Raw genomic sequence first — 23,814 nt, forward strand, 5'->3', positions numbered from 1 at the left:
GGTTGATTCACCCTGACGAAGCCCTTTGGTGGCTCCGGCGGGAAAGGAGACGTTATGAGGCAGTTGTGGACGCAAGCGGCGGTGATCGCCCTGACGGCTGGAACGCTCTCCGCCTGCGCGACCGACGCGCCGCAGTATCCGGCGCGTGAAGGCCAGGCGCCTGCGCCGGTGCCGGCACGGGCGACGCCGAACTTCCCGATCACCCAGGCCCCGCAAGCCACGGCACCCAACAGCGCGAACGAGAGCGACGCGGCCGAGACCCTGCCGCCGCCGCAGGCGATCCAGAGCCAGCCGATCCCGACCCAGGCCCAGCCCTCGGTCACCAGTTCCGAACTGCCCCCGCCGCCGGCTCCCGCGCCGGCGCCGCAGCCCGTGATCCGTCCGGTTCCGCCCAAGACCGTGGTCACCACCACCGTCACCGGCTCCGTGGTCACTGTCCCGGGCAAGCCGCAGGTGCATGTGGTGAAGTCTGGCGACACCCTGACCTCGATCGCCAAGCGCTTTGACGTCAATGTCAACGACCTGGCCCGGGACAATGATTTCAAGAAGGGCCAGACCCTGCGTCTGGGCCAGAAGATCACCGGCCCCGCCAGCGAGCAGAAGGCCTATGTGGTCCAGACCGGTGACACGATCTTTGCCATCGCCAAGCGCTTCAACGTCACCGCCGCGGCCCTGGCCGACGAGAACGACCTGAAGACCGGCTCGGCGATCAAGAAGGGCCAGAAGCTGGTCCTGCCGGACGGCTACAAGGACAAGGGCCCGATCAAGACCACGACGGTGATCCCGGGTACGCCGGGGACCAGCCTGGCCGGCGCCGAGCCCGCCGCGCCGACGCCGACCCGTCCTGCGCCCTCGCGTCCGACCTACACGCCGCCGGCCGATGACGAGCCGGCCACGACCCAGGTCAGCACCACCACGCTCAGCGTTACCGGCGCCGTCGTCTCGGTGGCGGGCCCGCGCGAGGTCCACACGGTCAAGTCGGGCGACACCCTGACCGCGATCGCCCGCAAGTTCGACATGAGCATCAAGGAGTTGGCCGACGCCAACGACCTGGACACCGACAAGCCGCTGAAGCTGGGCGCCAAGATCAAGGGCCCGGCGACGACGTCCAAGGCCTATGTGGCCCAGAGCGGCGACACCCTGACCGGCGTCGCCAAGCGCTTCAATGTCAGCGTCAAGGAACTGGCGGCCGAGAACAACCTGCGCGCCAGCGCCTCGGTCAAGAAGGGCCAGAAGCTGGTCCTGCCGGACGGCTACAAGGACAAGGGTCCGATCAAGACCACGACGACTGTGACCAAGCCGGCCCCGTCCACGCCGTCGACCAGCTACGCCAAGGTCGAGACGCCGACGACCTCGCGTCCGGCCCCGACGCCGTCCAGCCCGCAGCCGTACCAGCCCAGCGGCAACACCTATTCGCGTCCCAGCGCGCCGGTCGCGGCTCAGCCCGTGACCCCGCCGCCGTCGACGACGCGTCCGATCATCGAGAGCAGCGCCGCGCCGACCGAGGCCGAGATCATCGCCTCGGGCCGTGGCAAGTTCGCCTGGCCGGTGCGCGGCGAGATCATCTCGGACTTCGGCGCCAAGAGCACGGGCCAGCGCAATGACGGCCTGGACATCCGCGCCGCCTCGGGCACGCCGGTGTTGTCGGCCGCCGAGGGCAAGGTGGCCTATGCCGGCAACCAGGTGCCCAGCTACGGCAACCTGGTGCTGGTGCGTCACGCCGACGGCTGGGTCACGGCCTATGCCCACCTCTCCAGCATCAATGTGAAGATGCAGCAGGACGTGCGTCAGGGCGAACAGCTGGGTGCGGTCGGCGCCACCGGCGGGACCAACGAGCCCAAGCTGCACTTCGAGATGCGCTATGCGCCGACGCCCAAGGACAAGGCCAAGCCGGTCGATCCGGCGCTGGTTCTTCCGCGCTAAAGACAAAAGGCCCGATTCGAAAGAGGCGGGCCTTTTTGCTTCAGAGCGCGCGGCTCATGAAAGCGCTGTTCGGGTCGGGCTTGTAGTCGCCGAAGGGCTCGCAATCGGCAAAGCCGTTGCGGGCGTACATGGCCCGCGCCGGGATGAAGAAGTCGCCGGCTCCGGTCTCCAGGCTCAGGCGCGACAGGCCTAGAGCGGCCGCATGAGCGATCAGGTGGTCCAGCGTCGCCTGGCCCACGCCGCGCCGGCGATAGGCCGCCGCCGTGTGCATCGACTTGATCTCGCCGTGCTCGGCGTCCAGCCGCTTGATCGCCCCGACGCCTGCCAGGATCTCGCCGTCCCAGGCGCCGAAGAAGTCCAGACCCGCCTCGCGCATGGCGTCCAGGGGCATGACGTGACAGCTCTCCTCGGGGCCAGTCGAGCGCATGGCCGCGAAGTGGCCGGCCAGCAAGGCGATGACCCTTGCGTCATCGAAGTCGCCGGGGATGATGCGAAGGTCGGTCATGGCCTCAGGTCGTCGTGCTGTTGATGATCAGGTAGCGGGCCGGGATCGCGCCCGGATTGCCGATGCGGGTGGCGTCGACACCTCGGTGGCGCAGGCAGTCGCCGGGCTCGAGGCGGTAAGTCTCGCCGTCGACGTCCAGGCTCAGCGCGCCCTCGAGCAGGTAGAAGAACTGCTCGCGCCCGGGCGCCTGGCGACCATCGTAGTGGATCTCGGCCCCGGCCGGCATTTCGCCCAGGGCCAGTTCGGTAGCGTAGTCCTGGCTTGGCGGAGCGACGAGGGCGCGGACATAGCCGCTCTCCGGATCGCGCCAGCGGGCGGCCTCGCTGCCGCGCAGCAGGCGAGGGGCATTCTCCTCGACCGCCGCCATCAAGCGCGACATGGTCAGGCCGTAGGCGCCGCATAGCCGGCCCAGGGCGTTGGCGGTCGGGCTGGTCTCGCCGCGCTCGATCCGGGAGATGGTGGCGCGGCTCAGGCCCGTCAGACCGGCGGCGGCGTCCAGCGAGAGACTGCGCTCGTGGCGCAGGGCCTCCAGCCGCGCGGCCAGGGCGTGGTCGGACGGCTCGACGGGTTCAGGCGCAGGCATGGCGACGCCAATCCGGGAATGAGATTCTCATAATCGAGAATTATTCCCGGATTTGATCTTGTGGCAAGCCGCCTTGGTTTAGGCCGGCAGCTTCACCCCCAACTCGCCCGCCAGGTCGCGGATGAACTGCCAGGCCACCCGGCCCGAGCGGGCGCCGCGCTGGGTCGACCACTGCAGGGCGCGGCGGTCCAGGTCCTGGGCGTGCAGGCCGAACTGCTCGGCATAGCCCCGGATGGCGGCCAGGTAGGTGTCCTGGTCCATGGGCGGGAAGCCGATCCACAGACCGAAGCGATCCGAGACGCTCATCTCCTCTTCCGCGTTCTCTGCGGCGGCGATGGCGCCCTGGCGCTCGACGTGGTCGCGCGGCATCAGGTGGCGGCGGTTCGAGGTGGCGACGAACAGCACGTTCTCGGGCGGACCCGAGACGCCGCCCTCCAGGGCCGACTTCAGGGCCTTGGCCGCGGCCGCGCCGTCCTCGAACGAGAGGTCGTCGCACAGCACCACGAAACGTTCCGAGCGGGCGCGCAGCAGGTCGAACAGCGGCGGCAGGGCCGTGACCTCGTCGCGATCGACCTCGATCAGCTTCAGGTCGGGAAACTCATTGGCTAGGGCAACGAAGGCGGACTTGGTCACCGAGCTCTTGCCCGTGCCGCGCACGCCCCACAGCAGGACGTGGTTGTTAGGCACGCCGACGGCGAAGCGGCGCAGGTTCTCGACGAAGCGGGTCTTCTGGCGATCGATGCCGACCAGGCTGTCCAGCGACAGCGGATAGTCCGGGGCGGGTACGAAAGCGCCGCTTTTGGGCTCATGCCGGAAGAGGCGCGCGCCGCTGAAATCCGGAGCGGGCGGGGGCGGCGGCGCCAAGCGTTCCAGGGCGTCGGCGATGCGGGCGAGCAGGGGAGCGGTGCCTTCAGTCATAGGCAAGCTGCATACCGGGTGCGCTTGCATTGCAAAAGGGGAGGCGAACGCATAGCTTCCGCCGACTTGGCGCGACCCTATCTTGAGGCGGCGCGCCGCACGGAATTCTCGGAGTCCCTATGAATAGCCTGAACGCCCAGATCATCCAGCTCGCTCCCATCCTCCTGATGGTCGTGCTGTTCTACTTCATGCTGATCCGTCCGCAGCAGAAGCGCGCCAAAGAGCACCAGAACATGCTGGGCAACCTGAAGCGCAACGACACCGTCGTGCTGTCCAGCGGCATCATCGGCAAGGTGATGCGCGTCGAAGACAAGGAAGTCGGCGTCGAGATCGCCAGCGGCGTGACCGTGAAGGTCGTCAAGGGCATGATCACCGAGGTCCGCGCCAAGGGCGAACCGGCCGCGGCCAACGACGCCAAGAACTAAGGCGCTAGAACCCCTCTCGAGGCGTTTTCCTGACGCCGCCTGAAAAGTCACTGATCCATGCTGACCCTTTCCCGCTGGAAGATCATCGCCGTTACCCTGTCGGTGATCTTCGGCATCCTGTTCTCCCTGCCCAACGTGCTTCCGCAGAAGACGTTGGACGCCATGCCCGGCTGGCTGCCACACCAGAAGCTGAACCTCGGCCTCGACCTGCAGGGCGGTTCGTATCTGCTGTACGAGGTCGACACCGACGCTCTGCACCGCGAACGCCTGTCGAACCTGGTCGAAGACGTGCGCCTCCAGCTGCGTAACGAGCAGATCCCGTTCGGCGAGCTGGCCCAGCAGGGCGATGTGGTCAGCGTCCGCATCGGTGACGCCGCCCGCTACAACGACGCGATGAATGTTCTGCGCAAGAACATCGGCGCGCCGCTGGCCGGCGGGATCAGCGGCAAGGACGTGGCGGTCAACGGCAAGGGCGATCAGCGCATCGAGCTGGAATACGTGCCGGAAGCGATCCGCGCCGACGCCGCCAAGGCCGTCGACCAATCGATCGAAACGGTCCGTCGCCGTATCGACAGCCTGGGCACCAAGGAGCCCTCGATCAACCGCCAGGGCACGAACCGGATCATGATCCAGGCGGCCGGCGAGAGCGATCCCGAGCGCCTGCGCGCCGTCATCGGCAAGACCGCCAAGCTGACTTTCCAGATGGTCGACGAGACGGTCACGCCCGAGGACATGCAGGCCGGCCGCATCCCGCCCGGTTCGGAAGTGCTGAAGGGCGACCGCTTCGCGCCGGTCTACGTCGTCAAGAAGCGCGCCGTGGTGTCGGGCGACGAACTGACCAACGCCTCGCAGACCTTCGACCAGAACGGCTCGCCGGCCGTGGGCTTCGCCTTCAACGGCTCGGGCGCCAAGAAGTTCGGTGACGTCACCACCCGCAACCGCGGCAAGCGCTTCGCCATCGTGCTGGACAAGCAGGTGATCTCGGCGCCGACGATCAATGACCCGATCACCGGCGGCAGCGGCATCATCACCGGCAGCTTCACGGCCCAGAGCGCCAACGAACTGGCCCTGCTGCTGCGCTCGGGCGCCCTGCCGGCCCCACTGAACATCGAAGACCAGCGCACCGTGACCGCCGAGCTCGGCGCCGACGCCGTCAAGGCCGGCTCGATCTCGCTGGCCATCGGCGCGGCCTCGATGTTCGTGTTCGTGATCCTGGCCTATGGCCTGTTCGGCGCCTTCGCGGCCATCGCCCTGGTCGTCAACGTGCTGCTGATCATCGGCATCATGTCGTTCAGCCAGGCGACCCTGACCTTCCCCGGCATCGCCGGCCTGATCCTGACCCTGGCCGTCGCCGTCGACGCCAACGTGCTGATCTATGAGCGCATGCGCGACGAGGCCAATGCCGGGCGAACGCCCATGGCCGCGGCCGACCACGGCTACAAGCTGGCCCTGACCTCGATCCTGGACGCCAACATCACCAGCCTGATCTCGGGCCTGATCATGTTCAGCTTCGGCTCGGGCCCGGTGAAGGGCTTTGCCTGGACCCTGGTGATCGGCGTGTTCACGTCGCTGTTCACCGCCATCTTCATCACCCAAGTGCTCATCGGCTGGTGGTTCAAAGCGACCAAGCCGAAGAAGCTGCCGATCGCATAGGAGACCCGACCATGCGTTGGCCCCTCATTCGCTACATCCCGCGCTCGACCCACTATCGGTTCGTGCGATGGGCCCCGGTCGCGGCCGTCTTTTCGGCCATCCTGATCCTGGGCTCGATCGGCTCGCTGGTCTTCCAGGGCCTGAACCTGGGCATCGACTTCAAGGGCGGCGTCGCCCTGGAAATCAACATGCCGCGCCCGGTGCCCCAGGGCGAGCTGCGCACGGCGCTGGACCAGATCGGCGCCCATGACGGCCAGGTCCAGGGCTTCGGCTCGCCGAACGCGGCCATGGTCAAGTTCCGCCCAGCCGAGGGCGAGGCCGCCACGGCCGCGTCCAAGCACGTCGAAGCCGAACTGGTGAAGCGCTTCCCCGACCTGAAGGTGACCAGCCGCTCGGAAGTGGGCGCCAAGGTCTCGGGCGAGCTCTTGATGTCCGGCTTCAAGGCCCTGGGCGTCGCCCTGCTGCTGACCCTGGGCTACATCTGGTTCCGCTTTGGCCTGTCGTACGGCACGGGCGCGGTCGTCGCCGTGATCCACGACATCGTCCTGACCCTGGGTCTGCTGTCGGTGGTGGGCATCGAGTTCTCGATGACGGAAATCGCCGCCCTTCTGACGGTCATCGGTTACTCGATGAACGAGAAGGTCATCACCTTCGACCGCCTGAAAGAGAACCTGCGCAAGTACAAGACGACCCCGCTGCGCGACATCATCGATCTGTCGGAGAACGAGCGTCTGTCGCGGACGATCATCACCGGCACCACGGCTCTGCTGGCCCTGGGCGGGACGATGGCGTTCGGTGGTCCGGTGCTGTTCCCGCTGGTCACCACCATGATCTTCGGCATCATCATCGGCACCTATTCGTCGATCTACATCGCCCTGCCGATGATCCTGGTGTGGGGCGTCAAGCGGGGCGACGAAGAAGCCACGCCGATCAAGCTCGGCGCGGCCTCGCGTCCCTGATGCGTCAGCCGCCGTCCATCGACGCCTGGGGCGGCGGCGGCTTTCGGGTCGCCGGCGACTGGCGGCCCGGCTCGCTGCTGATCATCGACGATCAGCCGCAAGACTGGGCCGCGACGTCCCTAGAGGGCCTGACGCCGGAGGCCTTCGCCGAGGTGTTCGCCGCCGGCGGGGCGGTCGAGTTCGTCCTGCTGGGCACGGGCCTGGTCAACGCCCTGCCGCCGCGCCCCATCCGCGACGCCATCAAGGCCGCGGGCCTGGGCCTGGAGTTCATGAGCACAGAGGCCGCCGCGCGCACCTACAACGTGCTGGCCAGCGAAGGCCGTCGACTGGCCGCGGCCCTGATCGCGGTCTAGGCGGTCTCGTCAACGATCGCGCCCGGCTCTTTGGCGCGATCTTTTTCGGCCTTGGCCTCCGCGCGCTCTTCCGCCGCTTTCCGCAGCATGCCGAGCGCCGCTTCGGCGACGCCGCCGACGCGGTTTTCGTCGGTCAGGGCCTCCAGGGCCGCCTTGGCGTCGTCCGACAGCGAGACCTGCACGGCTTGCTCCTTGCTGGCTTTTTCGGCCTTTTCCGCCGCCAGCTGTTGGTCGCGACCGTCGGCGTTCTCCTGCAGGAAGGCTTTCCAGCCCTCGATCGTAGGCGTCTGATCCAGGCTGGACGTTCCCGCGAAGATCATCTTCTGCTGGGTGGCCGACATCTTGTTCAGGTGCGCGATCTGGTCGGCCATCACATTGCCCTCGCGCGGGGCGCTCATGCCTCTGGCGTTGAAGTCGTCGGCCGCCTTGCGGATCTGCTTGGAGACGGCCGAGTTGTTCCAGGTCGCATTCAGGGCGTCGCGATCGGCCTGGGTGCTCTGCTGGAACCAGCCGGCCCGGCCTGCGGCAGAGGTGACGATGGCCGTGGAGATCGCGATATAGGCGTCGATCTTCTGATCCTCCGAGGCGCCGGAGTCGTCGGCCAGGATCGCGGCCTGGCGCATGACCTCCGCTACGACGCCGCCTGTTGCGGGCGGAGCCGGGGCGGACGGGGTGGTGGCCGATACCTGCATGGCGGACCTCGCTATGGTTCAACTACAGGTTATGGATGCGACCTTAAGGACTTCCTAGCGGCCGACTTTGCCGACTCTGGCGAACGGTCCTATGGTCCGGGCCAAGCTTTCAGAAGGACTGGGGGAAACGATGTCCGGACTGCTTTCCAATTTCCGCAACACCATCATTGTCAGCGTCGTGCTGGGCCTGGTGATCATCATCGGTTACGGGCACAGCCCGCACGGTCATGACAGCAGCTACTTCCAAGCCATCTTCCGCCTGCTGCACGTCTGGTTCGGCATCCTGTGGATCGGGCTGCTGTACTACTTCAACTTCGTGCAGATCCGGGTGATGCCGCAGATCCCGGCCGAGCTGAAGCCGGCGGTCAGCAAGTACATCGCGCCAGAGGCCTTGTTCTGGTTCCGCTGGGCGGCGCTGTTCACCTGGGTGATGGGCGTGATCCTGGCCTTCAGCCGTGGCTACCTGCTGGAAGCCGCCACCCTGGGTCTGGCCGGCGGCTATACGCCCGGCGTCGATATGGGCTTCACCTTCATCGGCACCGGCATGTGGCTGGCCACGGTGATGTTCTTCAACGTCTGGGTCTTCATCTGGCCGAACCAGAAGATCGCCTTGGGGCTAGTTGAGGCAGACGCCGACGCCAAGGCCAAGGCGGCCAAGCTGGCCATGCTGTTCTCGCGCACCAACACCCTGCTCAGCATCCCGATGCTGGCGACCATGGCGATGAACCAGACGCTGTTCGGCTAAACACCGCCACGAATTCGTGTAAGGGGAGGGCCCGTCGTCTGGACGGGCCCTTTTCTGTTTGTGACCATGGCCGATACCGAAACCCTCGACGACCTCGTCCGCCGCGTCGATCCCGACCGCTGGCTGGCCAGCCGCTTCATCGGCGACGCCGCCGCGCGGGCCGACGTCATCGCGCTGTACGCCATGAACTACGAGCTGGCCCGGGTGGCCGGCGGGGTTTCCAACGCCCTGATGGGCGAGATCCGCCTGACCTGGTGGCGCGAGGCCATGGAAGAGATCGCGGCCGGCAAGCCGCCCCGCAAGCATCCCAATGTCGAGGCGCTGGCCGCCTCCAAGTTCGACCCCAACGCCTTGGCGGCGTTGTCTGAGGCCCGCTTCACCGACCTGGACGAAGGGCCGCTGAAGGACGAGGCGGCGGTGCTGGCCTATGTCGACGGCACGGCCGGGGCGCTGGCGGTGCTGGCGGCTCGACGTCTGGACCCGAGCGCCGACCCGCACGCCGTGAAGGGCGCGGCGCGGGCCTGGGGGCTGTCGGGCCTGTGGCGGCTGAAGCAGTCCGGGCGTGACCGGCTGCCGGCGGACTGGACGCAGGCCGACGTCAAGCAGCGGGTCGAGGTGCAGCTGAAAGCCGCGCGCGGCGAGGTGAGGGGGCTGCCCGTGGCGGCCTTCCCGGCCGTGGCGCCGGCGGCCCTGGCGCGGTCCTATGCGGCGGGGCGCGAGATGGGCGAACTGGAGAAGAAGGCGCGGCTGACGTTCGCGGTGGCTACCGGAAGGCTCTAACCTTCATCCGTTTTCCCGGCGAAAGCCGGGACCCAGATCATAGAGCTGGGAGGCGCACGCAGAAACGCCCGCGGTCCTGTCCGGATCGCGGGCGCTCTTGCATCTAGGCCCCGGCTTTCGCCGGGGAAACGGGGATTGGGTTAGGTCATTTGCCCGGCCGGCTATTCCCCGTCCACTGATCCAGCCAGTCCAGCACTTCCTTGTGCCACTGCACCGAGTTCTGGGCCTTCAGCACCCAGTGGTTCTCGTTCGGGAAGTACAGGAACTTGCTGGGCACGCCCCTGCGCTGCAGGGCGGTGAAGGCGCCCAGGCCCTGTTCGACAGGGATGCGGTAGTCCAGCTGGCCCTGCACGATCAGCTGCGGCTTGGTCCACTGGGCCACGTGATCGACCGGGTTGAACTTGTCGTAGGTGGTGTTGGCCTCCCACGGCGTGCCGCCGTTCTCCCATTCGGTGAACCACAGCTCCTCGGTGGCGTAGCCCATGGCGCGGGTGTCGAAGACGCCGTCGTGGGTCACCAGGCACTTCCAGGGCTCGGCCCAGTTGCCCGCGATCCAGTTGACCATGTAGCCGCCGTACGAGGCGCCCAGGGCGCAGGCGCGGTCGGCGTCCAGGAAGCCGTACTTCTGGGTCGCGAAGGCCCAGCCCTTCTGCAGGTCCTCCAGCGGGCGGTCGCCCCAGTGCTGGCTGATCGCGTCAGTGAAGGCCTGGCCGTACCCCGTCGAACCGTGGAAATCGATCATCACCACGGCGTAGCCGGCATTGGCGTAGACCTGCGGGTTCCAGCGGTATGACCAGCTGTTGCCGAACGAGCCCTGCGGGCCGCCGTGGATCAGGAAGGCCACCGGATACTTCTTGGCCGGATCGAAGTTGGCGGGCTTGAGGACGAAGCCGTGCACGGTCTCGTCGTTCCAGCCCTTGAAGTCGAACTGCTCGGGTTCGCCCCAGGCGACGTCCTTCAGGGCCTCGTCGCTGACGCTGGCCACGCGGATCGGCGGACCCTTCTTGGCGGGCAGCAGGAACAGCTCCGACGGGCTCTTCAGCGAGTCGGAGGCATAGACGATGCCGTTGGGACCGACGTCGAAGGCCGTGACGTGGCCGTCGCCGGTCAGGGGCGTGACCTTGCCGGTCTTCACATCGATCGCGAACAGCTTGCCTTGGCCCACGTCCATGGCGGTGGCGTAGATCGTCTTGCCGTCGCGGCTCCAGGCGATGGCGTCGGCCGAACGGTCCCAGGTCGGGGCCAGTTCACGTTCGGTCTTGGCCGCCTCGTCCCAGATCATGATCGCGAAGCGGTCGGCCTCGAAGCCCGGGCGCTTCATGGCGCGATAGGCCATCAGCTTGCCGTCCGGCGAGGCGACCTCGACCGTGTCCCAGGCCTTGTTCTTGGCGGTGTAGTTCTCCGGCTTGGCCGAGCCGTCCAGCGGCACGCCCCACATGTCGTAGTTGGTGGTCCAGGGCTCGTCCTTGCCGGCGATCTTGGCCGAGAAGATCACCAGCTTGCTGTCGGAGCTGATCGAGAAGTCATCGTCGCCGCCATAGGGCTTGGTCGGGGTGTCGCCGTCGAAGCCCTTCATCAGGTCGACCGGCTGGCCCGCCGCCACGCCGTTGGCGTCCAGGCTCCAGGCGAAGAGGTGGTTCTGGGTGCCGTCGTTCCACGTATCCCAGTGGCGGACGAACAGCTTGTCATAGACGACGCCCGTGGCCTTGGTCGCGGTCTTGGCCGCCAGGCGGGCCTCGGTGCACGAGAAGTCGGGGCAGTCTGGGAAGACCGCCTGACCGACCACGATGCTCTTGCCGTTCGGCGCGACCTTGAAGGCCAGCACGTCGAACGGGGCCGAGGTCACCTGGGTCGCGGTCTCGCCGCTGACGTCGGTCTTGAACACCTGCTCGGTCCCGCCGGCGCGGCTGGACGAGAAGTAGATGGCCTTGCCGTCGGCGCTCCACCGGCCGCTGGAGGCGCCGCCGTCCGAGATCTTCAGCCGGCGCGGGGCCATCTTGGTCTTCAGGTCGGCGACCCACAGCGACATCGCGGCCTTGTTAGCCGGGTAGTTCATGGTCCGCACGGAATAGAGCACGAAGCGACCATCGGGCGAGACGCGCGGATCGGACAGGCGGTCCAGGCTGGCCATGTCCTTGGCGGTGAAGACGTGGGGCTTTTGCGGCGCCTGCGCATGGGCCGCTCCCGCGAGGGCGGCTGATAGGACGACAGCCGAGGCGGCGAAACGCAAGGTCTTGATCATGAAACCGAAATTCCTGGAAACGGTTATCCCTTTGGCGGCGGAGCCTAGTCCCGCTTTTCGCCTATCGCTAGGGGAGCGAGACAAGAGATTCCCGACCACGGATCGCCGATCGGCGGTCTGTTTCGGCGCATGCGTTCCTGTGACAATTCTGTAATTAAATCCGTCGCTTAGCGCGTAACAATCCGAAACAGGACTTGCTTTGCCGCGACGCAGCATCCTCCTTACATGCTTAAGCGGGGCGATAGGATAGCCGCAGAGCTGTCCGTCCAACGATAAGGGTCTCTAGTGTCGGCTTCGGGTTATTTTCAGCACACGGTCGCAGGGCCGGTGATCTTTGCGGGGATCGGCCTGCACACGGGCGCGCATGTGCGCGTCGCCGTGCGCCCGGCTTCTCCCGACGCGGGGATCGTCTTTGTGCGGACCGATGTGCATGACCGCGACAATCGTGTCCCTGTCACCGCCGAGTCGGTCTGCCAAACGCAATTGGGCACGGTGATCTGCAATGGCGACGACGTTCGCGTCTCGACCATCGAGCACCTGATGGCGGCCCTGGCCGCGCTGTCGATCGACAACTGCGTCGTCGAGCTGGACGGTCCGGAAGTGCCGATCATGGACGGCTCGTCCGAGCCCTTCGTCCAGATCCTGGATCGCGCCGGCCGCCGCCGCCAAGAAGCCGTCCGCCAGTACATCGAGATCCTGGCCCCGATCACGGTCGAGGAGGGTGACAAGCGCGCCAGTCTGCTGCCGGCCGATCGTTTCGAAGTGGCCTTCGAGATCGCCTTCGGCTCCAAGGCCATCGGTCGCCAGGCCGTGGACCTGGTCGTCGACGAAGAATCGTTCCGCGCCGAGCTGTCGGACTGCCGCACCTTCGGCTTCGTTCGCGACGTCGAGGCCCTGCGCGCCATCGGCCTGGCCCGTGGCGGCTCGATGGAAAACGCCGTGGTCATCGACGGCGACCGCGTGCTGAACCCGGAAGGCCTGCGCCGTCCGGACGAGTTCGTGCGCCACAAGGCGCTGGACGCCATCGGCGATCTCTATGTGCTGGGCAAGCCCATCCTGGGCCGCTTCGAAGGCGTTCTGGCCGGTCACGGCCTCAATAACGCCGTGGTTAGAGCGTTGCTGTCCCAGCCGCGCGCCTGGCGCCTGCGCGCTCTCGCGCCGGAACTGGCTGAAGCGGTCTAAAGGGGGAGCTCCCCAGCTCCGAGGCTTGGCGATCGCATTTGCGCCTTTCACGGCGTGGTGTAGAAGCCTTGCACGGCGCAGGGGCGCGCGTTTGCTTCGAAGGTGAGAGACTCCGTGCTTCGTAATTTCTCGGGACGTTCGGCCGTCACTATCGCCGCTGTGCTCGCCGCCGTGTCGGTGGCTGGCTGCGCCGGCAAGTCCAAGAAGCCGACTCTCGCCTACGAAGAGCGCCCCGTCGAGCTGCTGTACTCCACCGGCGCCGATCGCCTGGACCGCGGCAACTGGAACGAGGCCGTCGACTATTTCCGCGAAGTCGAGCGCCAGCACCCGTATTCGGAATGGTCGCGCCGCTCGATCCTGATGACCGGCTACGCCCACTATCAGGGCAACCAGTACAACGAGGCCATCGGCGACGCCGACCGCTTTATCTCGCTGTACCCGGGTAACCCGTCGGCCCAGTACGCCTTCTATCTGAAAGCCATCTGCTACTTCGAACAGATCGTCGACGTGAACCGCGACCAAGCGGCTACCGAGCAGGCCCTGGCCGCGCTGCGCGACGTCGTCCAGCGCTATCCGAACACCGAATACGCCACCGACGCCCGCCTGAAGATCGACATGGTCAACGACCAGCTGGCCGGCAAGGAAATGGCCATCGGTCGCTACTACCTGAAGAACGGCCAGACCCTGGCCGCCATCGGCCGCTTCAAGACCGTGCTCGAGCGCCACCAGACGACCTCGCACACGCCCGAAGCCTTGTTCCGCCTGGTCGAGGGTTACATGACCCTGGGCCTGCTGGACGAAGCCAAGCGCAACGGCGCGATCCTGGGCTACAACTTCCCGGGCGACCGCTGGTACGCCGACGCCTACAAGCTGCTGAACGACAACGGCCTGCGCCCTGCGGTGGAGCCGCTGAAGGCCGGCACGAAGCGCAACGCGCTTGAACGCGCCCTGTCTCGCGACAAGAACACGACCCTGGCGCCGCCAGGTGAAAAGAAGCCCAAGAAGGGGCTGATGGGCGTTCTGGGCATGTAACGACGACAGGATCGGTCGCCTCCAAAGGCCCGATCTTGTTTTGTTCTGTCTTTGCGCTTTGAAAAACTCTGATTCCCGGCGATCTTGCGCGTCATGCTGATCGGCCTCTCCATCCGTGACGTCGTGCTCATCGAGAGCCTGGACCTTGCCATCGGCGAGGGCTTGACCGCGCTGACCGGCGAGACCGGGGCCGGCAAGTCGATCATTCTGGACGCCCTGGGCCTGGCCACCGGCGCGCGCGCCGACGCCGGCCTGGTGCGTAGAGGGGCCGCCGGCCACGCCTCGGCCACGGCCATCTTCGCCCTGACCGCCGACCATCCGGCCTTCGCCTATCTGGACGAGAAGGGCCTGGACTACGGCCGCGACGAGGACCTCGTTTTGCGCCGTCAACTGTCGCCGGACGGCCGCTCCAGAGCCTTCGTCAACGACCAGGCCACCAGCGTCGGCGTGCTCAAGGACCTGGGCGCGCTGCTGCTGGAGGTGCACGGCCAGCACGAGACCGTTGGCTTGTTGGATCCCAAGACCCACCGGGGCCTGCTGGACGCCTTTGGCGGCGTGTCGGTCGGCGCCGTCGGCGCGGCCTGGAGCGGCTGGCGCGCCGCCCGCACGAAGGCCGAAGAGCTGCGCGACCTGGCCGGCCGCGCCGCCGCCGAGACCGAAGAACTGACCCTGCGCCTTTCGGAGCTGGACCGTCTGGACCCCCGCGAGGGCGAGGAGACGGCCCTGGCCGAGGAGCGGGCGCTGCTCAGCTCGGCCGAGAAGGTCATCACCGATGTGGCTTCGGCCCAGGACGCGATGAGCGGTGAGTTCTCGGGCAAGCTGGCCCAGGCCTATCGCGCCCTGGAACGCGCCCGCGACCGTGCCCTCCAGGCCGGCGCGCCCGCCGACGGCGCGGCCATGATCCGGCTGCAGGCCGCCTGCGACGCCGTTGACCGCGCCCTGGTCGAGGCTCAGGAAGCCAGCGCCGCCATCGATAATGTCGCCGAGAGCTTCGAGTTCGAGCCCGACCGCCTGGAAAAGGCCGAGGAGCGCTTGTTCGCGCTGCGCGGCATGGCCCGCAAGCTGAACGTCCTCGTCGAGGACCTGCCGGCCAAGCGCGCCGAGTTCGCCGCCCGCCTGCAAGCCATCGAGACGTCGGAAGACGCCCTGAAGGTCGCCGACGCCGAGGCCGCCGAGGCCCGTGAGGCCTTCCTCTACGCCGCCGAAGCCCTGTCGGCCGAACGCCGCGCCGCCGGCGACGCCCTGGCCAAGGCCGTCGAGGCCGAGCTGACGCCGCTGAAGCTGGAGAAGGCCAAGTTCCGCGTCGCCGTCGAGCCTCTGGCCGAGGATCGCGCCGGTCCGACGGGCCTGGACCGCATCGCCTTCGAGATCTCGACCAATCCCGGCGCGCCGTTCGGACCGATGGAGGCCATCGCCTCTGGCGGCGAACTGGCCCGCTTCGCGCTCGCTTTGAAAGCCGCCTTGGCCACCCGCAGCGGCGGCCCGCAGCCGCTGATGATCTTCGACGAAGTGGATCAGGGCGTTGGCGGGGCCGTGGCCGACGCGGTGGGCCTGCGCCTCAAGCGTCTGGCGGCTGAAGCCCAGGTGCTGGTCGTGACCCACTCGGCCCAGGTGGCGGCGCGCGGTGACGCGCACTGGCGAATCTCGAAGTCGGGCGACGACACCTCGACCCGCACCAAGGTCGAGCCGCTGACCCCCGCTCAGCGCGAGGAAGAGATCGCCCGCATGCTGTCGGGCGCCGAGGTCACCGAGGCCGCGCGGGCGGCTGCGCGGGCGTTGATGGCTTAACCCACACTCCGCTCATTCCCGCGAAAGCGGGAACCCAAGCTGAGTCAGACGTTTGTCCCGAGACGCGCAGCAAGCGGAGAAGCCGCTTGGGTCCCCGCTTTCGCGGGGATGAGCGGTTGTTGGGGGCGGGCCTGACGCCCCTTGATCCACTTTTGCAGCGGCGCGTCCACCACGCGCTCGAACACCCAGGCCACGACGATCGTCGCCGGAATGGCCGCCGCCCACAGCGCCCATTGCGCCGCCGTCGGCAGGCCCAACTTGGCCTCGGCCATCCGCGCGACACCGAACCACACGGCGGCGGTCAGGGTGTTGGTCAGGAACAGCGAGAACGACAGCTTGCCGGCCGCGCCGGCCCAGCGCCAGGCGCGCGGCTTGGAGGCGCCGGCCGCGTAGATCAGGAAGGCCAGCAGGGCCAGGCTGAAGTGATCGAAGTTCCCCAGGCCCTGGATGCCGATGACGATGGCCAGGGTCGCGAGCGCCAGCGGTAGGGCTTGGCGGCGGGCCAGCGCCGTGACCGGCAGGCGGGCGACCAGCAGACCGATCATGAACAGCGGCACGCCCCGGATCAGGCCGAAACGTAGCGGCAGCTGGTAGCTGGGCACGTTGAAGATCATCAGCGCCGCGAAATCGATGGCCACCCAGGCGCAGACGCCCATGGCCAGCAGTTGCAGCGGACGCTTGCTGGCGGCGACCTTGCGCCAGACCAGCGGGAACAGGGCGTAGGCGGCGATCAGGGCCGACAGGGTCCAGGTCGGCATGTTCCAGCCCGAGGTCCCCGGCACGAACCAGGCCTGGACCAGGAAGATCTGCGGCAGCAGCTGGTCCCAGGCGAACCACTGCGGGTTCTGCGGCGCCAGGCCGATGGCCGAGGTCCCGACGAAGAAGGCGACGAAGGCGGCCAGCATGACCAGGTGCGCGGGCCAGATGCGCTGCACGCGGCGCTTCAGGAAGCCCAGCGTGTCGACTTCAGCGCCCAGCACGCGCGGGCCGTAGGTGCGGGCCAGCACATAGCCCGACAGCATCAGGAAGAAGTCGGTCGCCAGATAACCGCGACCGAAGGCGGGGCTCAGGCTGAACAGCGACACCGGGGCGCGCTCGGCGACGTGGTAGAGCACGATGAACAGCGCCGCCAGGAAGCGCAGGGCGTCCAGCGGACCGTCCCGCGACAGGACGGGCAGGGCGGGAACTGTGCCGGCTTTGAACATCGTGGACTCCTTCGAGCCCGCTGTCGCAAGCGTCGCGCCAGGTTGCTAACCTCGCGAAACTTCCCGCCTTCCCGGATTCGCCGACGTGTCCCTGATCCCCATCGCCGACCTCACCGAAGCCCAGGCCGTCGAGGAACTGGAGCGTCTGGCCGACGACCTGACGGCCCACGACCTGGCCTATCACCAGCAGGACGCGCCCACGATCAGCGACGGCGAGTACGACGCCCTCAAGCGCCGCAATCTCGACATCGAGACCCGCTTCCCGCACCTGATCCGCGACAACTCCCCGTCCATGCGGGTGGGCGCAGCAAGGGCCGAGCAATTCTCGCCGGTCGAGCACGGCGTGCCGATGCTGAGCCTGGACAACGCTTTCTCCAACGACGAGGCGATCGAGTTCGACGCCCGCATCCGCCGGTTCCTGCGGATCGCGCCGGGTGAGACCGTCGCCTATACCGCCGAGCCGAAGATCGACGGCCTGTCGGCCTCGCTGCGCTACGAGAAGGGCGTGCTGGTCCAGGGCGCGACGCGGGGCGATGGCCGGGTGGGCGAGGACGTCACCGCCAACCTGCGCACCATCGCCGACATCCCGCACCGGCTGAAGGGCTCGGGCTGGCCCGACGTGATCGAGGTGCGCGGCGAGGTCTATGTCGAACTCGAGGCCTTCGCGAGCTTCAACAAGGCGGCCGAGGAGGCCGGCCAGCGCACCTACGCCAACCCGCGCAATTTCGCCGCCGGCTCGTTGCGCCAGATCGATCCCAAGATCAGCGCCCAGCGGCCGCTGCGGTTCTTCGGCTATGCCTGGGGCCTAGTCTCCGAACCCTTCGCCGACAGCCAGTGGGGGGCGCTCGAGAAGCTCGCTGAATGGGGCTTCGTCACCACAGCCCCGCCCGCCAAGCGGGTCGAGAACGCCCAGGGCCTTCTGGACGTCTACGCCGCCTTCGAGACGCTGCGACCGCAGCTGGGCTTCGACATCGACGGCGTGGTCTACAAGGTCGACGACCTGGAGCAGCAGCGCCGCCTGGGCTTCGTCTCGCGCTCGCCGCGCTGGGCCATCGCCCGTAAGTTCCCGGCCCAGCAGGCCCGCACCATCCTGGAAGCCATCGACATCCAGGTCGGCCGCACCGGGGCCCACACGCCGGTCGCGCGCCTGAAGCCCGTCACGGTCGGCGGCGTCTCGGTGACCAACGCCACCCTGCACAACGGCGACGAGATCGCCCGCCTGGACGTCCGCATCGGCGACACCGTCGTCTTGCAGCGCGCCGGCGACGTGATCCCGCAGATCGTCGAGGTCGACCTCACCGCGCGTCCCGACCCCGCGCCGGAGCCCTACGAATTCCCGCACGTCTGCGAATGCCCGCTGAAGACGGCCCTGACCCGCGAGGTCACCGCCTCGGGCCAGGAGTCGGTGGTGCGCCGCTGCACCGGCGAGTTCGCCTGTCCCTTCCAGCGAGTCGAGCACCTGCGCCACTTCGTCTCCCGCCGCGCCTTCGACATCGAGGGCCTGGGCGAAAAGCAGCTGCAGGCCTTCTTCGACGAGGGCTGGATCACCGAGCCGGCCGACATATTCAAGCTGGCCAAGGACGAGGAAAAGCTGGCGGCCCTGCGCGAGCGCGACGGCTACGGCGAGACCTCGATCGCCAACCTGGTGAAGGGCATCGAGGCCCGCCGCACGATCGGCATGGACCGGATGATCTACGGCCTGGGCGCGCGCGACATCGGCGAGACGACCTCGACCGTGCTGGCCCGCAACTTCGACCGCTTCGAGGACCTGCAAGCCGCCGCCGAGGCCGCCGCTCAGGGGCTGCCGGGCGAGACCTATCTGGAACTCTCCACCGCTCAGGGCGTCGGCCCCAAGGCGCTCGATTTGCTGATCGAGGCGGGGAAGGGCGGCCTGCTGGCCGATCCGTGGCCGGAAGCCGCCGACCTGGAGATCAAGATCGGCCACGCCGTGCCCAAGCTGACCAAGCCCGCCAAGGCGGCCCTGGCCCAGCGCTACGGGACCTGGGACGCCTTCGCCCAGGGCCTGGCCGAGGCCGCGTCGGGCGCGCCGGGCGATGACTATCTGCACCTGGCCGCCGTCGACGGCGTCGGCCCCGTGGCTGCCCAGTCGCTGGCCCGGTTCTTCGCCGAGGAGCACAACCGCCAGAAGGTCGCCAACCTGGTCGCCGAGCTGGACATCCAGCCGGTGGCCAAGCCCAAGACCGACACGGCCGTGGCCGGCAAGACCATCGTCTTCACCGGCTCGCTGGAGAAGATGACCCGCGACGAGGCCAAGGCGCAGGCCGAGGGCCTGGGCGCCAAGGTCGCCTCGTCGGTGTCCAAGAAGACCGACTTGGTCGTCGCCGGCCCCGGCGCGGGTTCCAAGCTCAAGACCGCCACCGAGCTGGGCATCCAGGTGATGACCGAGGACGAGTGGCTGGCCATGGTGGGCGCCAAATGAAGGTCATCGCCCTGGACTTCGAGACCGCCAACGAGCAGCGCTCCAGCCCGTGCTCGATCGGCCTGGCCTGGATCGAGGATGGCCAGGTGGCGCGGGTCGAGCACCACTGGATCCGCCCGCCGGGCAACCGCTTCGCGCGCTTCAACATCGCCTTCCACGGCATCGGCCCGCAGGATGTCGAGGACGCCGACGAGTGGCCGGACGTGCTGGCGCGGCTGCGGCCCGAACTGGAGGGCGCGCTGGTCCTGGCCCACAACGCCTCGTTCGACATCAGCGTGATCCGCCGCTCCTGCGAGCACTATGACGTGCCGGCGCCGGGTTTCGACTATCTGTGCACCGTGCAGGTGGCGCGCGGCGTCTGGCCCGACCTGCCGTCGCACAAGCTGAACGTGGTCTGCGGCCACCTGGGCGTCGACTTCAAGCACCACGACGCGGCCGGTGACGCCTATGCCTGCGGGCAGGTGGCGCTGGCGGCGATGAGCCTGAACAGCCTGGGTCATGTGCGCGACCTGCCGAGCCACTTGGGCATGAGCCTGGGCCGGCTGGACCACGACGGCTACACCCCGTCGCGCGCGGCGGCCGGGCCGCGGCGGCGTTACGGCTAGCGGCGGGCGTCCAGGGCGTAGCGACCCGGGCCGTGGGTGGCCAGGACCAGCGAGACGGCGACCAGCACCAGGGCGGGGAACTGCTCGCGCAGGGTCTCGTCCAGGTGCACCAGGACGAAGGCGACCATGAAGTTGAAGGCCATGACCAGTCCGGCCCAGCGGGTGAAGAGGCCGGCCACGAACAGGCCGCCGCAGATCAGCTGCGCATAGACCGACAAGGGCGCGGCCAGGTGCGGGCGAGGGCAGTGGTGAGCGGCCAGGAAGCTTTCGAACTCGGCCATCCGCGCGGCGCTAGTGACATTGTCCCAGACCCCGTGGATCAGAAACACGCCGACCAGCAGGCGCAGCAGCAGCATGGCCGCGTCGGTCCCGCGCGCCAGCTGCGGCAATTGGGCTAGCTGTTTACGCATCATCTTCCCCGTTTCCGCCCTGAAAACGCCTCGGAGCTTGCCGTTGCTATGAACTTCGCGCAACGAGGGACCTGAAACGCGCGTTGGAAATCGCGCGACTAGGGAGAGACAAATGATCCGCACCGCCTTGATGGCCGCCGCCCTGACCTTGGTGTCTGGCTCGGCCTTCGCCGCCGACGTCACCGGCCTGTGGGCCACGCCCGGCAACGGCGGCCAGGTCGAGATCGCCCGCTGCGGCAACAGCCTGTGCGGCAAGCTGGTGACCTCGGACCACATCAAGACCGACCCGACCCGCAAGGACGTCAAGAACAAGGACGAAGCCCAGCGCGGCCGCACCTTGAAGAACCTGCAGATGCTGTACGACTTCACCGGCGGCCCGACCAAGTGGACCGGCGGCAAGGTCTACAATCCCGAGGACGGCGGCACCTATTCGGGCACGATCGAGCTGCTCAGCGCCAACGAGCTGAAGCTGAAGGGCTGCATCGTCGCCCCGCTGTGCAAGACCCAGAAGTGGACCCGCCTGAAGTAGGGCGCGTCGACACCGGGCCAGGTCTGACCTAGCTTTCCCTAAAATCCTTGGGGGAGGTACGCATGTATCAGAAGATCGTCCTGGCCTTTGACGGCAGCCACGAGGCGCGCAGCGCCCTGCGTGAAGGGGCGCTGCTGGCCCTGCGCTGCGAGGCCAGGGTCTGGCTGCTGTGCGTGCTGGGCGACAACGCCGCCGTGGCCATGGCCGAGGGCGTGCAACCCGGCGCGGCCGAGCAGATCGCCGCCGCCAGCCAGCAGCTCGTCGACGAGGGCGTCGGCAAGCTGAAGAGCGTCGGCCTGAACGCCACGGGTCACGTCGTCCGGGGCGACCCGTCCTCGGTGATCAGCAATTTCGTCCGCGAAGTCGGCGCCGACCTGGTCGTGCTGGGCCACCGGCGCCGCAGCTTCCTGGAGCGCTGGTGGAGCGGCAAGTCGGGCGGCTACATCATCGACAATGTCGACTGCAGCCTGCTGGTCGCCCAGCAGCCGGTCAGCGACGCGGAGTTCGCCGCCGAGATGGCCCTGCACGCGGTCCAGGCACCGAGTTAGAGCGGCGCGCAGACCGCTTCCATCCAGGCGCGGATCTCCGGCTCCACGCGGGGGCCGATCTCGCGCAACACCCGGGCGTGGTAGGCGTCGAACTGGGCGACTTCCTCGACCGTCAGCAGGGTCTTGTCGATCAGGCGGCGGTCGATCGGGGCCAGGGTCAGGGCCTCGAAGCGGTGCATCGGTCGGTCGCCGCCAGCGATGTCCTCGGCCGGCATGACGACTTCCAGGTTCTCGATCCGGATGCCGTATTCGCCGTCCTTGTAGTAGCCGGGCTCGTTCGAGACGATCATGCCGGGTTGCAGGGCGATGACGTTCGGGGCCTTGGAGATCCGCTGCGGACCTTCGTGAACGCCCAGATAGACGCCGACGCCGTGGCCGGTGCCGTGGTCGTAGTCCAGGCCTTGGGCCCAAAGCGCCATGCGCGCCAGGGCGTCAATCGCCGAGCCGGTGGTGCCCGCCGGGAAGCGCAGTCGGGCGATGGCCAGGTGGCCCTTCAGCACCAGGGTGTTGCGGTTGACCATCTCGGCCGACGGCTCGCCGATCGCCACCGTGCGGGTGACATCGGTGGTGCCATCCAGATACTGGCCGCCGCTGTCGACCAGCAGCAGTGAACCCAGGGCCGCGCGCTCGTTGCTGCGCTCGGTCGGGCGGTAGTGGGGCAGGGCGCCGTGTCCGTTGGCCGCGCCGATGGTGTCGAAGCTGAGGTCCTTCAGCACGCCGGTGGCCTCGCGGAAGGCCTCCAGCTTGGCGACGGCTTCCTTTTCATCCGGCGGATTGACCTGACCCTCGGTGGCCAGCCAGTGCAGGAAGCGGGTCAGGGCCGCGCCGTCGCGCTTGTGCGCCTCGCGCGTGCCGTCCAGCTCGATGTCGTTCTTGCAGGCGCGGGGCAGGGTGCAGGGGTCCATGGCCCGCACGACCTTGGCGCCGGCGGCGGCCAGCATGTCGAAGTACCAGGCCGAGGACTGGGTCGGGTCGACCACGACGCTCTTGCCCGACAGGTCGCCCAGGGCCTCGGCCAGCTTGTCTGGCGTTTCCAGCGAGACCTGGTTGCCCAGCCAGGCGGGCAGGTCGGGGGTGACCTTGGCCGGTTCGATGAACAGGCGGGCCGTGCCGTCGGCGTTGAGGATGGCCTGCGACAGCGGCAGGGGCGAGCGGATGACGTCGCCGCCGCGGATGTTGAACAGCCAGGCGATCGAGGCCGGGGCGGTGATCACGGTGGCGTCCGCGCCGGCGGCGCCCACCACGGCGCCGACGCGGGCGCGCTTGGAGCTGGACTCCTCGCCGGCATATTCGACGTGGTGCGGGACGATCGGGGCCATCGGCTGGGCCGGTCGGGCCTCGCCCCAGGCCTGGTCGACCGGGTTGGCGGCGACGGGCTTGAGGGTCGCGCCGGCGCGGTGGGCGGCGGCCTTCAGGCCATCCAGGGCGGCGGGGCTATGCAGGCGGGCGTCATAGCCGATCACGGCGCCCTTCTCGGCGGTCTCGAGATAGGCGGGAACGCCGCCCTCGACGAGATCTCGGATTTCGAAGACGCCCTGGTCGACCTGGTCGCGGACTTGCAACGTGTAGCGGCCATCGACAAATACCGCGGCGCGGTCCTTCAGGATGACGCCGGCCCCGGCCGAGCCGGTGAAGCCGCTGGCCCAGGCCAGGCGGTCGTTGGCGGCGGGCAGATATTCGTTCTGGTGCTCGTCCTCGTGCGGCACGAGGAAGCCGTCCAGACCCTGCGCGGCCATGGCGGCGCGGATCAGCGGGACGTGCTTGGGACCAAAGGACGGGTCGGTGGATTCATCGAAGGTCTGGCGCATGCCTCGGATGTAATCCCCCGGCCCGGCCGTGGAAAGAGGTCGATTATTTCACGGATTACTGTTGGGGCTGCGCCGGCGGATTGTCGGGCGAGGCCGCCTGGTCGTTCGGGCTGGAAGCGACGCGGTCGGCCGCGTCTTGGGCCGACTGGGCGGCGCTGCGGGCGGCCTCGGCGGTGTCGGCGCGAGCCTGGTCAGCCGTGGTGCGGGCTTCGCGCGCGGCGTTCTCGGCGGCGACTTGAGCGTTCTGGGCCGCGCCTTGTGCGCCTTCGACCAGACCGGCCTGGCGACCCTGTTCCTGGGCGGCTTGCAGCTGGTTCGGATCGTTCGAGGTCGGGCGCATCGCCAGGAAGCCGACGGCGATCACCGCCACGATGGCGATCATGCCGGCGACCAGCCAGCCGCCGACGCCACCGCGTTCGCGGATCTCGACGTGACGCTCCACGGGACGCTCGGGCGGCGGAATGTTGGGATCGGTGTAGGTCATCGGGG

Annotated in this window: 23 protein-coding genes; 14 read left to right on the forward strand and 9 right to left on the reverse strand. The window is 68.1% G+C overall.

Translation table 11 applies throughout. The annotated features are described in order from the left end of the window. Positions 1-54: 54 nt before the first annotated feature. Complete coding sequence (locus J7528_RS01055; protein ID WP_291870473.1) at positions 55-1,923, forward strand: LysM peptidoglycan-binding domain-containing protein; 1,869 nt, start codon at positions 55-57, stop codon at positions 1,921-1,923. A gap of 40 nt (positions 1,924-1,963) precedes the next feature. Here the strand turns inward: J7528_RS01055 and J7528_RS01060 are convergent, their stop codons facing one another. The 3 genes from J7528_RS01060 to J7528_RS01070 all read right to left on the reverse strand — a co-directional run bounded on the left by J7528_RS01060 (position 1,964) and on the right by J7528_RS01070 (position 3,929). Beyond that, positions 1,964-2,428 carry a GNAT family N-acetyltransferase gene (locus J7528_RS01060; RefSeq protein ID WP_291870475.1) on the reverse strand — a complete coding sequence of 155 codons (465 nt, stop codon included), beginning with the start codon at positions 2,426-2,428 and terminating at the stop codon, positions 1,964-1,966. Positions 2,429-2,432: 4 nt separating this feature from the next. Then, a complete protein-coding gene (locus tag J7528_RS01065; RefSeq protein WP_291870477.1) occupies positions 2,433-3,011 on the reverse strand; it encodes an XRE family transcriptional regulator in 579 nt (192 codons plus the stop codon). Between the two features lie 78 nt (positions 3,012-3,089). Further along, positions 3,090-3,929, reverse strand: coding sequence for an ATP-binding protein (locus J7528_RS01070; RefSeq protein WP_291870478.1), 840 nt, complete (start codon positions 3,927-3,929; stop codon positions 3,090-3,092). A 119-nt stretch (positions 3,930-4,048) separates the two neighbouring features. Here J7528_RS01070 and yajC point away from each other — a divergent pair, with 119 nt between their 5' ends. From yajC to J7528_RS01090, 4 genes are read left to right on the forward strand one after another with little or no spacing between them, the layout of a single operon-like run. Continuing rightward, positions 4,049-4,354, forward strand: coding sequence for a preprotein translocase subunit YajC (gene yajC / locus J7528_RS01075; protein WP_291870480.1), 306 nt, complete (start codon positions 4,049-4,051; stop codon positions 4,352-4,354). Between the two features lie 57 nt (positions 4,355-4,411). Beyond that, positions 4,412-6,007, forward strand: coding sequence for a protein translocase subunit SecD (secD, locus tag J7528_RS01080; RefSeq protein ID WP_291870482.1), 1,596 nt, complete (start codon positions 4,412-4,414; stop codon positions 6,005-6,007). An 11-nt stretch (positions 6,008-6,018) separates the two neighbouring features. Next, positions 6,019-6,966: a protein translocase subunit SecF gene (gene secF / locus J7528_RS01085; protein ID WP_291870484.1), complete on the forward strand. Its 948-nt coding sequence runs from the start codon at positions 6,019-6,021 to the stop codon at positions 6,964-6,966. After that, positions 6,966-7,319: an MTH938/NDUFAF3 family protein gene (locus J7528_RS01090; RefSeq protein ID WP_291870486.1), complete on the forward strand. Its 354-nt coding sequence runs from the start codon at positions 6,966-6,968 to the stop codon at positions 7,317-7,319. The genes secF and J7528_RS01090 overlap by 1 nt, the downstream gene beginning before the upstream one ends. Here the strand turns inward: J7528_RS01090 and J7528_RS01095 are convergent. Beyond that, complete coding sequence (locus tag J7528_RS01095; protein ID WP_291870488.1) at positions 7,316-8,011, reverse strand: hypothetical protein; 696 nt, start codon at positions 8,009-8,011, stop codon at positions 7,316-7,318. The two genes, J7528_RS01090 and J7528_RS01095, sit on opposite strands and share 4 nt — an antisense overlap. A gap of 130 nt (positions 8,012-8,141) precedes the next feature. Here J7528_RS01095 and J7528_RS01100 point away from each other — a divergent pair, with 130 nt between their 5' ends. Beyond that, positions 8,142-8,756, forward strand: coding sequence for a urate hydroxylase PuuD (locus tag J7528_RS01100; protein ID WP_291870490.1), 615 nt, complete (start codon positions 8,142-8,144; stop codon positions 8,754-8,756). A 66-nt stretch (positions 8,757-8,822) separates the two neighbouring features. Then, positions 8,823-9,536 carry a squalene/phytoene synthase family protein gene (locus J7528_RS01105; RefSeq protein WP_291870492.1) on the forward strand — a complete coding sequence of 238 codons (714 nt, stop codon included), beginning with the start codon at positions 8,823-8,825 and terminating at the stop codon, positions 9,534-9,536. A gap of 145 nt (positions 9,537-9,681) precedes the next feature. Here the strand turns inward: J7528_RS01105 and J7528_RS01110 are convergent, their stop codons facing one another. Continuing rightward, entirely contained in the window at positions 9,682-11,778 is a 2,097-nt protein-coding gene (locus J7528_RS01110) for a S9 family peptidase (RefSeq protein ID WP_291870495.1), read from the reverse strand. A gap of 285 nt (positions 11,779-12,063) precedes the next feature. On the opposite strand from J7528_RS01110, the gene lpxC reads away from it, so the two are divergent. The 3 genes from lpxC (at position 12,064) to recN (ending at position 15,780) form a co-directional block, all read left to right on the forward strand. Further along, positions 12,064-12,960 (forward strand): UDP-3-O-acyl-N-acetylglucosamine deacetylase, encoded by an 897-nt coding sequence (gene lpxC / locus J7528_RS01115; RefSeq protein WP_291870496.1) that lies wholly within the window; start codon positions 12,064-12,066, stop codon positions 12,958-12,960. 102 nt (positions 12,961-13,062) lie between these two features. Continuing rightward, the gene (locus J7528_RS01120; protein ID WP_291870498.1) at positions 13,063-13,992 is read left to right on the forward strand and encodes an outer membrane protein assembly factor BamD; all 930 of its coding nucleotides are present in this window, start codon (positions 13,063-13,065) and stop codon (positions 13,990-13,992) included. A 93-nt stretch (positions 13,993-14,085) separates the two neighbouring features. Next, the gene (gene recN / locus J7528_RS01125) at positions 14,086-15,780 is read left to right on the forward strand and encodes a DNA repair protein RecN (RefSeq protein WP_291870500.1); all 1,695 of its coding nucleotides are present in this window, start codon (positions 14,086-14,088) and stop codon (positions 15,778-15,780) included. Between the two features lie 44 nt (positions 15,781-15,824). On the opposite strand, the gene J7528_RS01130 is transcribed toward recN, so the two are convergent. Next, a complete protein-coding gene (locus J7528_RS01130) occupies positions 15,825-16,985 on the reverse strand; it encodes an acyltransferase (protein WP_291870502.1) in 1,161 nt (386 codons plus the stop codon). A gap of 85 nt (positions 16,986-17,070) precedes the next feature. On the opposite strand from J7528_RS01130, the gene ligA reads away from it, so the two are divergent. Together ligA and J7528_RS01140 are read left to right on the forward strand one after the other, a co-directional pair. Next, positions 17,071-19,425: an NAD-dependent DNA ligase LigA gene (gene ligA / locus J7528_RS01135; RefSeq protein WP_291870504.1), complete on the forward strand. Its 2,355-nt coding sequence runs from the start codon at positions 17,071-17,073 to the stop codon at positions 19,423-19,425. Then, positions 19,398-20,030 carry a 3'-5' exonuclease gene (locus tag J7528_RS01140; protein WP_291870506.1) on the forward strand — a complete coding sequence of 211 codons (633 nt, stop codon included), beginning with the start codon at positions 19,398-19,400 and terminating at the stop codon, positions 20,028-20,030. The genes ligA and J7528_RS01140 overlap by 28 nt, the downstream gene beginning before the upstream one ends. Here the strand turns inward: J7528_RS01140 and J7528_RS01145 are convergent. Beyond that, entirely contained in the window at positions 20,027-20,440 is a 414-nt protein-coding gene (locus J7528_RS01145) for a DoxX family protein (protein WP_291870508.1), read from the reverse strand. The genes J7528_RS01140 and J7528_RS01145 overlap by 4 nt on opposite strands. A 112-nt stretch (positions 20,441-20,552) precedes the next feature. Between J7528_RS01145 and J7528_RS01150 the strand changes: the two genes are divergently transcribed. Both J7528_RS01150 and J7528_RS01155 read left to right on the forward strand, forming a co-directional pair. Then, complete coding sequence (locus J7528_RS01150) at positions 20,553-20,969, forward strand: DUF2147 domain-containing protein (protein ID WP_291870510.1); 417 nt, start codon at positions 20,553-20,555, stop codon at positions 20,967-20,969. A gap of 62 nt (positions 20,970-21,031) precedes the next feature. Beyond that, a complete protein-coding gene (locus tag J7528_RS01155; RefSeq protein WP_291870512.1) occupies positions 21,032-21,517 on the forward strand; it encodes a universal stress protein in 486 nt (161 codons plus the stop codon). On the opposite strand, the gene J7528_RS01160 is transcribed toward J7528_RS01155, so the two are convergent. After that, entirely contained in the window at positions 21,514-23,325 is a 1,812-nt protein-coding gene (locus J7528_RS01160; RefSeq protein WP_291870514.1) for an aminopeptidase P family protein, read from the reverse strand. The two genes, J7528_RS01155 and J7528_RS01160, sit on opposite strands and share 4 nt — an antisense overlap. 55 nt (positions 23,326-23,380) lie before the next feature. Next, a complete protein-coding gene (locus tag J7528_RS01165) occupies positions 23,381-23,809 on the reverse strand; it encodes a hypothetical protein (RefSeq protein WP_291870516.1) in 429 nt (142 codons plus the stop codon). Positions 23,810-23,814: the final 5 nt, after the last annotated feature.

It is taken from the genome of Caulobacter sp., from assembly GCF_017744445.1.
GTDB lineage: Bacteria > Pseudomonadota > Alphaproteobacteria > Caulobacterales > Caulobacteraceae > Caulobacter.

Coding starts and splice junctions, on each gene's coding strand:
- J7528_RS01150 (WP_291870510.1), top strand. CDS start 20,553: ATGATCCGCACCGCCTTGATGGCCGCCGCCCTGACCTTGGTGTCTGGC.
- yajC (WP_291870480.1), top strand. CDS start 4,049: ATGAATAGCCTGAACGCCCAGATCATCCAGCTCGCTCCCATCCTCCTG.
- secD (WP_291870482.1), top strand. CDS start 4,412: ATGCTGACCCTTTCCCGCTGGAAGATCATCGCCGTTACCCTGTCGGTG.
- J7528_RS01100 (WP_291870490.1), top strand. CDS start 8,142: ATGTCCGGACTGCTTTCCAATTTCCGCAACACCATCATTGTCAGCGTC.
- J7528_RS01070 (WP_291870478.1), bottom strand. CDS start 3,929: ATGACTGAAGGCACCGCTCCCCTGCTCGCCCGCATCGCCGACGCCCTG.
- J7528_RS01145 (WP_291870508.1), bottom strand. CDS start 20,440: ATGCGTAAACAGCTAGCCCAATTGCCGCAGCTGGCGCGCGGGACCGAC.
- J7528_RS01095 (WP_291870488.1), bottom strand. CDS start 8,011: ATGCAGGTATCGGCCACCACCCCGTCCGCCCCGGCTCCGCCCGCAACA.
- J7528_RS01155 (WP_291870512.1), top strand. CDS start 21,032: ATGTATCAGAAGATCGTCCTGGCCTTTGACGGCAGCCACGAGGCGCGC.
- J7528_RS01105 (WP_291870492.1), top strand. CDS start 8,823: ATGGCCGATACCGAAACCCTCGACGACCTCGTCCGCCGCGTCGATCCC.
- J7528_RS01130 (WP_291870502.1), bottom strand. CDS start 16,985: ATGTTCAAAGCCGGCACAGTTCCCGCCCTGCCCGTCCTGTCGCGGGAC.
- J7528_RS01060 (WP_291870475.1), bottom strand. CDS start 2,428: ATGACCGACCTTCGCATCATCCCCGGCGACTTCGATGACGCAAGGGTC.
- secF (WP_291870484.1), top strand. CDS start 6,019: ATGCGTTGGCCCCTCATTCGCTACATCCCGCGCTCGACCCACTATCGG.
- J7528_RS01165 (WP_291870516.1), bottom strand. CDS start 23,809: ATGACCTACACCGATCCCAACATTCCGCCGCCCGAGCGTCCCGTGGAG.
- J7528_RS01090 (WP_291870486.1), top strand. CDS start 6,966: ATGCGTCAGCCGCCGTCCATCGACGCCTGGGGCGGCGGCGGCTTTCGG.
- J7528_RS01055 (WP_291870473.1), top strand. CDS start 55: ATGAGGCAGTTGTGGACGCAAGCGGCGGTGATCGCCCTGACGGCTGGA.
- J7528_RS01160 (WP_291870514.1), bottom strand. CDS start 23,325: ATGCGCCAGACCTTCGATGAATCCACCGACCCGTCCTTTGGTCCCAAG.
- recN (WP_291870500.1), top strand. CDS start 14,086: ATGCTGATCGGCCTCTCCATCCGTGACGTCGTGCTCATCGAGAGCCTG.
- J7528_RS01110 (WP_291870495.1), bottom strand. CDS start 11,778: ATGATCAAGACCTTGCGTTTCGCCGCCTCGGCTGTCGTCCTATCAGCC.
- J7528_RS01065 (WP_291870477.1), bottom strand. CDS start 3,011: ATGCCTGCGCCTGAACCCGTCGAGCCGTCCGACCACGCCCTGGCCGCG.